Here is an 11,157-nt window from a genome sequence, read left to right as displayed (position 1 = left end):
GTACAGCTTGCCATTGCTGCCGGTCGATGGAGCCGACATGGCCGCCGGCGAGCTCCCCGAGGGACGGGCTTCAGACCTTGCGTCGGTCCAGTTCCAGCGCGGCGCGCGACAGCCGATCGAGCAGGACTGCCACGGCCACCACGGCAAGGCCCGCGCGCAAACCAAGGCCCATTTCCATACGCGTCAGCCCACGCGTCACCTCGGCACCAAGGCCGCCCGCACCGACCAGCCCAGCCAGCACCACCATGGCCAGCGACAAGAGGATGCACTGATTCAATCCAACCAATAAGGTCGGCTTGGCTGCGGGCAGTTCGATCTTGAACAGGATCGTGCGGGGCTTCGCGCCAATAGCCTGACCCAATTCCTTCAGGTCCGTCGGTACGCCGCGGAAGGCCAGCGTCGTCAGGCGCAACATTGGCGGGATGCCATAGACGATCGTCGCTATGATCGCCGGCACCCGGCCGAGGCTAAAGATCATTACGGCCGGGATCAGGTAGACCCATGGCGGCACGGTCTGCATGATGTCCAGAATCGGACGCAGCGCCGCTTCGAACCGGGGACGACGTGCTGCCAAGATACCGAGCGGAAAGGCGATGGCGACCGCGATGGCCACTGCCACCAGGACCAGCGCAACGGTCTGCATGGAGGCGATCCACAGCCCCATCAGCAGGCAGAATCCGAGGCAGCAAAAGGCGAGAACCGCCATCCGCCAGCCAAGCACAAGCAAGGCTGCCAGCGTCACGATGGCAATCACCGCAAACGGCGGCAGGACCAGGAGAGAGGCCTCGATCCCGCCCAGGATTGCCTCGATCAGGCGAGTCAGCATCGCGAAGAACGGATGGAAATTGGTGTTCAGCCAATCAACGGCGGGGGCAATGAACGCGCCGGGGGAAAACTCCATCGCTTACTCCCCCATCTTCTGGCGCGACGAGGCCATGCTCTGGGTCATACGGTCCAGTATCATGGTAAGGACGACGATGGCGATCGAGGCGTCGATCGAGCGCGCGATGTTCAGAGTGCGGATCGCGCCATAGATCGTTTCTCCCAGCCCGCCTGAGCCGACGATACCTGCGATGACCACCATGCCGAACGCCATCATCAGGCTTTGGTTCACGCCCGCCATGATCGAAGGTACGGCAAAGGGCAGTCGGATCTTGAAGAAGGCCTGCACCCGGTTTGTGCCGAGCGCCTCGCCCAGTTCGATGAATTCATTGGGCGTCATACGGATGCCGAGCGAGGTCAGGCGTATTGCCGGCGGCATGGCGACGATGACCGTCGCGACCAGCGCTGTCGCCGGGCCATAACCCAGAAGCGCGATCGAGGGCAGCAGGTAGATATAGGGCGGCATGGTCTGAATGAGATCCAACGCCGGTGCCAGGAACCGTTCAAGGCGCGGCATAAGCCCGGCCAAGACCCCGAGCGGCAGGCTCATTGCCAGAGCGATTACGCTGGCCGCGATGACCAGCGCGAGTGTGCTCATGGTTTCGGGCCAAAGCCCCATGACAGCGCAGCAGGCGAGAGCGATGGCTGTGCCGATGCCGAAGCTCAGGTTCACCGATCGCCATGCTACCAGTCCGGCCAGGATAGCGACAACGTAGAAGGGCGGCAGGTTCAGCAGCCAGAGGACGCCGTTGTAGAACCCTTCAAGCACAACGCGCGCGCCATCGAAGAAGAAAGCAGCATGATCGGTTAGCCAGAACAGGATGTTGTCGACCTGCTCGTCGAAGGCGGGAACGAAAGCGGAAAGATCCATCGCGCCCTCACGCCGCACGGGCTTGGGGTTCGCCCCGCACGCCCGAAAGCAGATTGCGGATGGTCACGATACCAACCAGATTGCCATCGTCCTCGACCCTGATCGCATCGCTGCCGGTATCGGCGATCAGGCCGATCAGCGCATCGATATCGGCCTCGGGCGAGCAGCGCGGCAGATCCTGCGTAGCGCCCTGCCATCCACCCGGCGGAACCATGACCGAATGAGCCTTGACCAAATGGAGGCGCGAGATGCCGGCGACGAAATCCGCAACATACTGGTCAGCCGGGTTCATCACGATTTCCTCGGCGGTGCCGACCTGGATGATAACGCCATCCTTCATGATGGCGATACGGTCGCCAATACGGATCGCCTCGTCGAGATCATGCGTGATGAATACCGCCGACTTGCCTAGCTCCTTGGTCAGTTGCCGGAATTCGTCCTGCAATTGCCGTCGGATCAGCGGGTCGAGCGCGGAAAACGGTTCGTCCATCAGGATGATTTCAGGATCAGAGGCCAGCGCGCGGGCAAGGCCGACACGCTGTTGCATTCCACCCGACAGTTCCGAGGGGTAACGCAGCTTCCAATCGGACAGGCCCACCTTGTCCAGCGCAGCCTCGGCAGTGCGGTTGCGCTGGTCGCGCGGCACGCCCTGAACCTCGAGACCGAAGGCCGCATTTTCCAGCACGTTGCGCTGCGGCAGCAAGGCGACGCTCTGAAAGACCATGCCGATATGGCGGGCGCGGATCTCACGCAGGGCCGCAGCGTCCATCGCACCGATGTCGCGCCCCTTCACCAGGACCTTGCCAAGGCTCGGCTCGATCAATCGGTTCAGCAGGCGGATCAGCGTGGACTTGCCGCTACCCGACAGGCCCATGATGCAGAAGATCTCCCCCCGGCTCACCTGCAGGCTGGCATTGGAGACGCCGATCACGCAGCCATATTGCTTCAGCACGTCCTGCTTGCCGAGACCACGTTCGGTAATTGCCTTGATCGCCTCGGCGCTGCGTTTACCGAAAACCTTCCACACCGACTGGCAGTCGATCAGAACCTCGGCCGTTTCCTTATGCGTCATCCATGCCTCCCAGTGACGCCACCCGGCAACAAGAAGGAGCGGCCCCAAACGGGCCGCTCGGGTGCGTTTGTCAGTACTGCTTGATGTTCTCCCAGCGCTTCAGAAGATCGACGTGGGTTTCGGTCCAGTCGGCGACCGCCTGATCCATGGTCTTGCCGTCGTTGACAGCCGCATTGATCGAAGCGATATCGACCAGCGGAACGTAGACGCTGGCTATTGCCTCGCGCGCTTCCGGGTTGGCTTCCGAAAAGCCCTTCTGCCCAACCCAATAGTAACCTTGTGGCGGCGCGAAGATGCCCTTGGGGTCGGCCAGGAACTTGGTGTCGAACTTCAGCGCCATCCAGGTCGGCTCCCACAGCGTGACCGCGACCCATTCCTTACGGTCGGTCGCCGACTTCAGCGCGGCGGTCATGGCGGCGGTGCTGCCCTCGACAAGTTGCAGTTTCAGCCCGTATTGCGACACCGCATCGGCGGCTTCGCGCATCAGGCCCGAGCCGGGCTCGATCCCGATGATCTTGCCACCGAACTTGTCGGCATTGTCATTCAGTTCCTCGATCGAATTGATCGTGACATATTTCGGCACGGCGATAGCCTGATAAAGCCCATGCGAAACGGGAGAGATCTTCTCGAGCCGGTTCTTGTTCTTGTCCCAGTAGTCGTGCGCGACGTAATCGGTCTGCGAAGCAAGAACCTGCACGTCGCCCTTGGTCAGCGCCGCATAAGCAATACCCCACTCCGAGAATTCGGTGACCTCGACCTTGTAGCCCTTGTCTTCGAGCACCTTCTTGGTGATGCCGGTGATTGGCGTCAGGTCTTCCCAGATGATCGTGCCCATCTTGATCACCTTGTCCTGCGCCATTGCCGGCACGGCAAGACCCAGCGCCATGGCGCCGGCAAGAATGGTTTTGAACAGTTTGCGCATAGATTTCCTCCTCTTGCCGCCACGGGACGGCTTCATCTTCCTGAAGAAATTGATGACGGGCAGGATCAGCCATTCACTCCGGTGGCTTACCTTGGTCCTCCCGGGAACGGCTCCAAACAATCCGGGTAAGCTGATGATCTGGAAGCTCCCATTCCCAGATGGCTGGGTTTATCCGATGCAACCAGATTTCTCGCAAACGAGAATTTTCAGCCGGTAGGCATTAGAATTTCTGGGGCTGAAAGGGATGCGCCTCAATCTGCGCCTTCGTCGCCGAAAGTACATATTCGACGAATGCCGCTACACCCGGTCGCTTCATGGATTTCTGCTTGCAGTTCAGGAAATTGCCCCGCCCAGCCGTGATCGGCGCCGGATAGGCGAAAACCAGCCTGCCCTCATCTATCATCCGCCAGACCATATGATGCCAACCCAGCATGACGCCTCTATGGGCGAGCGTGGCCTCCATGAGAAGGCTCACCTTGTTGGTCGAAAGGGCCGGTGGAGCCTTCGCCCATTCGGCCCCTTGCGCCCGGAACCATTCAGGCCAGCCCAAAGGTTGCCAACCGATGGCATCTGCGCTCCAGTGCCGGTCGTGGAGATGCAGCAGTTCTACCCCGTTCAGGCTGTCCGGGCTGTCAAACGGCCCGTACTGGGTCAGAAAATCCGGGGTACAGACGGGCTGGGCAATTTCCTGAAACAGAAAATGCAGATTCTCGCCGATCTCACACCGCTCGTTCCCGCACAGGAAGGCGATATCGACATCGGCGTAATTGCGCAGCGTATCGTCGGCGTCCGACGCCAGCACGACGAAGCCAATCTCGGGATGGGTTTCGCGAAAACTGTCGATCAGCGGCTGGAGCCAGAAAAGCGCCATTCCGTCGGTTGCCGAAACGGTGACAGTCTGCGGAGTGTCATCCCCGGCCAGCACCGAGACGGCAGCGCTGATCGTGTCCAGCCCGGCGGTCACGGCGTGAAACAGCGTCACCCCTTCCGCTGTCAATTCCAGCATGTTGCGCTTGCGCAGAAACAGCGGTGTCTCCAGCGCCCGCTCCAACAGGCGGATCTGCTGGCTGACGGCGCCCTGGGTGACGTTCAGCTCTTTTGCAGCCAGCGTAAAACTGAGGTGCTTGGCCGCAATCTCGAATGTGGCGAAAGAGCCGAGCGAAGGCAGATAGCGGCGTTTGATCGGCGGCATGGCGATGGCTCCTCCCCTGGCCTGCGGCTATTCCTGCCGCGATTGCCATTCCTTCCAGCGCATATAAGCATTTGCGCCGATCGTGTCGAAAGGATGCGGCGGCAGACGCGCCGGTTCGGCCTCGGCGTTAAAAAACTTTGTGATGGCGCTCGTTCGCCCGCACAGCATTTCCGCCGCGCCGATCCCCGTCAGCGTGCTGCGTGTCGTGCCAAGGCCGTTGTCTACACATGCGGTAAACAGACCCGGCTCGAGTTCCCGCATGACAGAGACGCCGTTCTTCGACAGGCACAGATGCCCTGACCAGCTATGTTCGAATCGCACACCCTTCAGCATTGGGAAACGCGCGTCGAACTTCCGTCGCATGTGGCGGACCACGCGCGCGAGATCGTCGGCGCTGGTTCGCATATCGGGCCGATAGTAGCCACCCTGCCGGATGACGATGCGGTTGCCTCCCTGCGCCGGGCCGATCTTGCGCACCGTCGTTCCCATCGGGTCCGACGGCGTCACGCCCCAACATTCATGCCCACCGAGCCCGCGGAGGGCCTCGGGCGTCAGTTCCTCGGTCATGCAAGCGTTCAACATGATATGCATCAGCCGCCCGCGCTTGAAGCCGAAGCTTTCCAGGTGGCCGTTATTGGCAAGGATCAGCTTTTGCGCCTGAAGAGAGCCTTGCGCGGTTTCTACCAACCAACCCTGCGCATTGCTCCCGACCCTCAACACCGGAGAACCTTCAAAGATGCGCACCCCCTCCCGCTCAAGCCCCGCGGCCAAGCCTCGCACATAGCCGGCAGGCTGGATCATCACCGCGCCGGGAGTGAACAGCCCGCCCTTGTAATATTCGGTGCCGGTGATTTCTTTCATCTGTCCGGCGTCCAGCATCTCGTGCGCTTCGTCCAAATGACGCAGGTGTTCGGCATAGCTGACATTTGCCGCCAGTCCGGTGGCAGAGGCTGCCGCATTGATCTTACCCATGCGCTGGAACCAGCCTTCCGGAATGGCGTATTCCGCGACCGCTTCAGCCGCAAAATCGATGGCTTGCCGGTTCAGCAGCGTCAGCTGGCGGTCGTGGCTATTCCCAGAGCCGGCATAGTCCGACGAGGTAAGCTCATGCGGCAGGTCGATCATGAAGCCCGAGTTTCGCCCGGTTCCCCCCTCCGCGATCCGCGCGGCCTCGACAATCGTCACGCTCAGCGATGGGTCGAGCTGGTGCAGGCGGCGCGCGGCGGCAAGCCCCGCGAAACCGGCGCCCACGATCGCCACGTCGCAACCCTCAGTACCCTTGAGCTGCGCGCGTGGCGCAGCCGGAGGCAAGATCACGTTCCATCCGGCCGGCCCGTTGAAGACCGGAGTGCGAACCGCCCGATGCTGGTTCATCGTCTCAGTCGAGATTCGCGTCGGAAGCGTCGGTGAGATCCAGCCAGATAGTCTTGAGCTGGGTATATTGGTCATGCGCGTGGATCGAGTTGTCGCGTCCACCGAATCCCGACTGCTTGTAACCGCCAAAGGGGGTGGTCACATCGCCCTCGCCGAAGCTGTTCACCGTCACCGTGCCTGCCCGCAGCATACGCGCGCCACGCAGCGCCCGCTTGCCGTTGGCCGAGAAGATCGAAGCCGCCAATCCATATTCGGTGTCATTGGCGATCTGGATCGCTTCTTCGAAGCTCTCCACCACTATCACGGTCAGGATCGGACCGAAGATTTCCTCTGCTGCAAGCCGGGATCCGCGGGGGGTCTCCACGATGGTCGGCTCGATGAAACCCTCGGCGACGATCCTGCCGCCCATCAACATCTTTTCGGCCTGAGCGGCTTCGAGATAGCTGCTGACCTTGTCGAAATGCAGCTTTGAAATCAATGCACCGACCCGCACCGCCGGGTCCAGTGGATCGCCGACGATCCATTCGGCGGCATAAGCCTTCACCCGCTCGATCAGCCGCTCCTTGATGCCACGCTGCACGATGAGGCGCGAGGCCGCCGAGCAGTTCTGCCCCATGTTCCAGAAGGCGCCGTTGACGACATGATCCGCCACCGCGTCCAGATCCTCGGCGTCGTCGAGAACGATGCAAGGGTTCTTGCCCCCCAGTTCCAGCACGACCTCCTTCAGATTGCTGTCGGCCGAATAGTTCAGGAAGCGACGCCCGGTCACGGTGGAACCGGTAAAGCTGACCATATCCACATCCGGGTGCCGCCCCAAAGGCTCACCCACATCCACGCCCGATCCGGTGACGATGTTCAAAACGCCCGCCGGCAGTCCGGCCTCGACGGCCAGTTCCGCCACGCGTAGCGCCGTCAGCGTCGTCTCGCCTGCGGGCTTCATCACCACGGAGCAGCCAGCGGCGAGCGCTGGGCCGATTTTCCAGGCCAGCATCAGCAACGGGAAATTCCAGGGCAGAACCAGGCCCACGACTCCCACCGGCTCGCGGACCACCATGGCGATATGGTTGTCGGATGCCGGCGAAACCTGATCGTAGATCTTGTCGATCAGTTCGGCGTGCCATTTGATCACATGGATCGTTTCGGGCACGTCCACTGTCTCGCAGTCGAAAATGGTCTTGCCGCTATCGATGCTTTCCAGAACCGCCAGTTCGCGGGCATTGTCGCTCATCAGCCGAGCCAGACGCAGGAGAGTTTCCTTGCGTTCGCTCGGATGCAGCCGCGACCAGCGGCCGTCTTCGAAGGCCGCGCGAGCGGCCGTTACAGCAACGTTTACATCCTCTGGGCCGCAAGCGGCGATCTCGGTCAATGCCTCGCCCGTCGCCGGATTGATGGTGGTGAAGGTTTTGCCAGAGATCGCGGGGCGGAAAGCCCCATCGATGAAGGCCAGATGCTGCAGCTTCAACCCGGCGGCGATGGACTTGTATTGCGAAGTGGTCAGGAAATCGCTCATGTCACTTGCCTCCCACGACAGACTTGACGGTGGCCTTCAGCGTGATGATCACCCGCTCCAACTCGGCCTTCTCGGCATCGTTCAGCCCTTGCAGGGGCGGCCGCATTGGCCCGGCGCGCAGGCCGGAGACTTCGACCCCGTGCTTGACGCATTGAATGAACTTGCCGCCCTGCTCCAGCACGCCCATCAGGGGCATCATCGCTGTCATGATCTGCCGGCCCTTGGTGAAATCGTCCTCGACCGCGCAGGCCCGGTACAGCGCCACGTGCTCTTCGGGGAGAAAATTGGATCCTGCACAGATCCAGCTACGCGCGCCCCAGGCGAAGAATTCCAGCGCTTGGTCGTCCATGCCGCAACTCATCTGGATATGCGGATAGTCGCAAGCCAGAGTGTGGATGCGGTTCACGTCGCCTGAGCTTTCCTTGATGCCGATGATATTCTTCGACTGGCTGACGATATCGAGAAACTCCCGCCCCATGCTGACGCCCATGCGGCCGGGATAGTTGTAGAGGATCACCGGCAGGTCGGCGACGCGATCAATGGCGAGTGCATTGGCGGCATTCTCGGCCTCGGTCGGAACCGAATAGGGAGGTGTACCCAACAGCAGCGCATCGGCACCCATCGCCCGCGCGCCCTCAGCGATCGCGATTGAATCGGGCGTACGCATCGCGCCGGTGCCAACGATCACCGGCAGCCGACCCTTGCTGCGCTCGGTGACAAAACGCGCCAGCTCCAGTCGTTCTTCCACCGTCTCGGCGTAATTCTCGCCCGTCGAGCCGCCCGAGATCAGGCCATGCACGCCTGCCGATATCAGCCGCTCCACCAGTTCCGCCAATGCATCCAGATCAAACGTGCCATCGGCTTTGAACGGGGTGATCAGCGGGGTGTAGATACCCTCGAGTTTCATCCGAAATATCATGGCGCGGCCTCCCTGCACACAGCCGGGCCCGCCGTTTCAATTCCCGCCGGGCACGCTCCTCTTGCGCCGGAAGCTAATGCGGCGCGCCCCTTGCCCGCAAAGGAGAATATTCACGGAGATTGCATTAGAAAAACTATTGCCACCGCCGTTAGACAGTGTTGCTGATCAGCGCTTCGACAGGTGGACGACGGTGCTGCCTTGCTGTCGTTTCTCTTGTGAGAAACTGGCGATAGCCATTCTCAAGCCATGGCTCAACGAGTCCGCAAAAAGGTGGACGTTCATATAGCCCCTGACGTTTCGTGACGTCCTGTTGTCATCTGTCAGACGGCCAGACTCTTTTTGCTGGTAACCTTCCCGGCTCGTGGAGGAGGCCGCCGTTGACTGCCAGATATCTGCTGATCTCGCTTGCCCGCGTGCTGTTGATCGCCGTGATCCTGTTCATTTGCCTCGCGATGGCAATGACAATAGGAATGACCCTCGCCCACGTGGGATATCTCGGAACTTGCCAGGATGGCGCTTGCGAACTGATTGCGGCGATCTACATTATGCCGCTGGGCGGCGTCGGGCTCTTCATCCTCACGCTCGTGGGTTGGGCAATCGTCACAGCCAGAAGATGCCAATAATCCGACCCGACCGTCTATTTCCCTGGTTCCGGCAAATCTGCCTTCAGGAGTGCACCCGTCTGGGCAGTCCGCAATTGCTTTAAGCCCCCAAGGAAAGCCTTCGAGTTCTCGTTGCCATAGGCGCGATGGCTCACGGCGAACAGCAGGACACCGGACTTGCCAGAGAGCTCTTTGACCGGAGCGTAACGGTACAGGTTCCATTCGACGATGTATTCGCCCTTTGAATCCTTGCTGCTGATGAGAAAATCGAGCAGGACCTCGCCAGTAGCGTTCTTTTGCAGGACTTCGAAATTCACCAGAGGGTCGGAACCTTTCCGCTTCTGGAGCGCATCGATCTGGCCTCGGACGGCATCGATGACTTTGACGCCGCCAGTGACTCTCTCGAGTAACAGCATCTGGTCATACGTTTCGACAGCCTGGCCGGACGAGACGTATTCCTGTTTGGTATAATTGGCCGACGGTTGGGAACTCCATGCCAGATCGTAGGATTTCCCGTCAAATTCTATTGGACCTGGAACTCCAAGGTAATCAACGACCTGGGCGGCCCCCGGCGCTGTCATCATGATCAGCGCGAAGACAGCAGAAATGAACCTTCCTGATTTCATGGATCGACCCACCGCTGGACGGCTTCAGCAATATCTGCAGGCGAAGGGTTGAAGCAAATATGGGCCCGTGGCGCGAGCCGATGGACCACACTCAGGATTTTCTCGAAAAGCACAAGGAACGCTGGAGACTCCCGCAACCCCGCCCCGATCATTTCATCGCCTTTCGGGCGGCCGCGCCGTCCCGCTGCCCCATCTCCCGTGCCGTTTTCGCAAGCCACCGATCCGCGCTCGCTCTTCCGTAAAGGCGGACGCGCCGATTGTACTCGGGCGCAATGGCGCGCATTATCGCGTTCATGTCTCTTTCGCCCGGGCGTCCGACACGCGTTGACGGTTGTTTTCTGTTTGCCCGGCGTGCCCGATCAGCCTTACAGACTCCTTCGTTCGGCCATTGCTGGCAGTATTTGCGCATTGTCGGCGATAGTTCATCGGGATGCCGAGATTTCTGTCCGAGATGACGGGTGCCGCTGAGGGTTGACTGACCTAGAGCGGTCGCTCCCATCCCCGTCCCGAGGTCGAGAGTGGCTCCCGGATCGTATTGCGCTTGTGCGTTGAGCGAGAAGGTGGCAGCCAGCAAGACGGCAGCGAGCAGCGGAAATCGCATTCTGGTCTCCAAATACCCTGCCCGCTTCTGACTATAGCCGCGAGGTCGACCGATACAACCTGCCCGTGTCACCTCGGATAAATCAGAATTTCCTTGTTCCGACCCGTCCGGCAATCTTCCGTGAAATCATCAGCGGCCGATGGATCGGCACGAAATCGAGCGAACTGCCCTGAATCGACCGAGAAATAGGCCTCCCACTCAACGGCACGATTGACACCGGACACAGGCGTCGAGAGGTAATAGCCGCCCGTTTCCCGATCGACGCCGAGGCAAAAGCGGTGCTCTCGGCTCACGAAGTCGATTTTGAAGCGGCATTTCATCGGCGGATTCATCTCTTACAAGGCACCAACTTAGTGTTTCTGGAAACGATAAGAGGTGCCTCCCTGTCCGATGACAAGCCTGAAGACTATCAGCGGGAAGTTAATTAAGCGGGGTTTCTTCTCGTTTCAGGCTGGAAACTCTGACTCAGATGAACCTGAAATTGCCGTTTAAGTGTCCGTTCCAAAAAGGAGCGAGTGATTTCGGCGAGTTATGATTCAGTCGGATTCCTGAGATTCGACGGAGATCACGATGCCCTGGACCGAAA

The 11,157-nt window shown here is 60.5% G+C and carries 11 protein-coding genes; 1 reads left to right on the top strand and 10 read right to left on the bottom strand.

Translation table 11 applies throughout. From position 1 onward, the window contains the following. Nucleotides 1-70: 70 nt before the first annotated feature. The 8 genes from ABID37_RS21235 to ABID37_RS21200 form a co-directional block, all read right to left on the bottom strand. A complete protein-coding gene (locus ABID37_RS21235; protein ID WP_354198410.1) occupies nucleotides 71-901 on the bottom strand; it encodes an ABC transporter permease in 831 nt (276 codons plus the stop codon). 3 nt (nucleotides 902-904) lie between these two features. Next, nucleotides 905-1,753: an ABC transporter permease gene (locus ABID37_RS21230; protein ID WP_354198408.1), complete on the bottom strand. Its 849-nt coding sequence runs from the start codon at nucleotides 1,751-1,753 to the stop codon at nucleotides 905-907. A gap of 7 nt (nucleotides 1,754-1,760) precedes the next feature. Then, nucleotides 1,761-2,825 carry a quaternary amine ABC transporter ATP-binding protein gene (locus tag ABID37_RS21225; protein ID WP_354198406.1) on the bottom strand — a complete coding sequence of 355 codons (1,065 nt, stop codon included), beginning with the start codon at nucleotides 2,823-2,825 and terminating at the stop codon, nucleotides 1,761-1,763. A gap of 70 nt (nucleotides 2,826-2,895) precedes the next feature. Next, complete coding sequence (locus tag ABID37_RS21220) at nucleotides 2,896-3,747, bottom strand: glycine betaine ABC transporter substrate-binding protein (RefSeq protein ID WP_354198404.1); 852 nt, start codon at nucleotides 3,745-3,747, stop codon at nucleotides 2,896-2,898. 220 nt (nucleotides 3,748-3,967) lie between these two features. Next, complete coding sequence (locus ABID37_RS21215; RefSeq protein WP_354198402.1) at nucleotides 3,968-4,939, bottom strand: LysR substrate-binding domain-containing protein; 972 nt, start codon at nucleotides 4,937-4,939, stop codon at nucleotides 3,968-3,970. 27 nt (nucleotides 4,940-4,966) lie between these two features. Then, the gene (locus ABID37_RS21210) at nucleotides 4,967-6,313 is read right to left on the bottom strand and encodes an NAD(P)/FAD-dependent oxidoreductase (RefSeq protein ID WP_354198400.1); all 1,347 of its coding nucleotides are present in this window, start codon (nucleotides 6,311-6,313) and stop codon (nucleotides 4,967-4,969) included. A gap of 4 nt (nucleotides 6,314-6,317) precedes the next feature. Then, complete coding sequence (locus ABID37_RS21205) at nucleotides 6,318-7,823, bottom strand: aldehyde dehydrogenase (RefSeq protein ID WP_354198398.1); 1,506 nt, start codon at nucleotides 7,821-7,823, stop codon at nucleotides 6,318-6,320. Between the two features lies 1 nt (nucleotide 7,824). Then, nucleotides 7,825-8,730, bottom strand: a complete 906-nt coding sequence (locus ABID37_RS21200; RefSeq protein WP_354198396.1) for a dihydrodipicolinate synthase family protein — start codon at nucleotides 8,728-8,730, stop codon at nucleotides 7,825-7,827. A gap of 389 nt (nucleotides 8,731-9,119) precedes the next feature. On the opposite strand from ABID37_RS21200, the gene ABID37_RS21195 reads away from it, so the two are divergent. Beyond that, nucleotides 9,120-9,365: a hypothetical protein gene (locus tag ABID37_RS21195; protein WP_354198394.1), complete on the top strand. Its 246-nt coding sequence runs from the start codon at nucleotides 9,120-9,122 to the stop codon at nucleotides 9,363-9,365. A 14-nt stretch (nucleotides 9,366-9,379) separates the two neighbouring features. On the opposite strand, the gene ABID37_RS21190 is transcribed toward ABID37_RS21195, so the two are convergent. Together ABID37_RS21190 and ABID37_RS21185 are read right to left on the bottom strand one after the other, a co-directional pair. Then, complete coding sequence (locus ABID37_RS21190; protein WP_354198392.1) at nucleotides 9,380-9,970, bottom strand: HI_0983 family protein; 591 nt, start codon at nucleotides 9,968-9,970, stop codon at nucleotides 9,380-9,382. Between the two features lie 669 nt (nucleotides 9,971-10,639). Further along, nucleotides 10,640-10,903, bottom strand: a complete 264-nt coding sequence (locus ABID37_RS21185) for a hypothetical protein (RefSeq protein ID WP_354198390.1) — start codon at nucleotides 10,901-10,903, stop codon at nucleotides 10,640-10,642. Nucleotides 10,904-11,157 lie beyond the last annotated feature (254 nt).

The sequence above is a fragment of the Aquamicrobium terrae genome, from assembly GCF_040545735.1.
Taxonomy (GTDB): Bacteria; Pseudomonadota; Alphaproteobacteria; order Rhizobiales; family Rhizobiaceae; genus Mesorhizobium; species Mesorhizobium terrae_A.
This window is presented reverse-complemented; position numbering and strand designations above follow the sequence as displayed.

Coding starts and splice junctions, on each gene's coding strand:
- ABID37_RS21190 (WP_354198392.1), bottom strand. CDS start 9,970: ATGAAATCAGGAAGGTTCATTTCTGCTGTCTTCGCGCTGATCATGATG.
- ABID37_RS21235 (WP_354198410.1), bottom strand. CDS start 901: ATGGAGTTTTCCCCCGGCGCGTTCATTGCCCCCGCCGTTGATTGGCTG.
- ABID37_RS21215 (WP_354198402.1), bottom strand. CDS start 4,939: ATGCCGCCGATCAAACGCCGCTATCTGCCTTCGCTCGGCTCTTTCGCC.
- ABID37_RS21220 (WP_354198404.1), bottom strand. CDS start 3,747: ATGCGCAAACTGTTCAAAACCATTCTTGCCGGCGCCATGGCGCTGGGT.
- ABID37_RS21210 (WP_354198400.1), bottom strand. CDS start 6,313: ATGAACCAGCATCGGGCGGTTCGCACTCCGGTCTTCAACGGGCCGGCC.
- ABID37_RS21230 (WP_354198408.1), bottom strand. CDS start 1,753: ATGGATCTTTCCGCTTTCGTTCCCGCCTTCGACGAGCAGGTCGACAAC.
- ABID37_RS21205 (WP_354198398.1), bottom strand. CDS start 7,823: ATGAGCGATTTCCTGACCACTTCGCAATACAAGTCCATCGCCGCCGGG.
- ABID37_RS21185 (WP_354198390.1), bottom strand. CDS start 10,903: ATGAATCCGCCGATGAAATGCCGCTTCAAAATCGACTTCGTGAGCCGA.
- ABID37_RS21200 (WP_354198396.1), bottom strand. CDS start 8,730: ATGAAACTCGAGGGTATCTACACCCCGCTGATCACCCCGTTCAAAGCC.
- ABID37_RS21225 (WP_354198406.1), bottom strand. CDS start 2,825: ATGACGCATAAGGAAACGGCCGAGGTTCTGATCGACTGCCAGTCGGTG.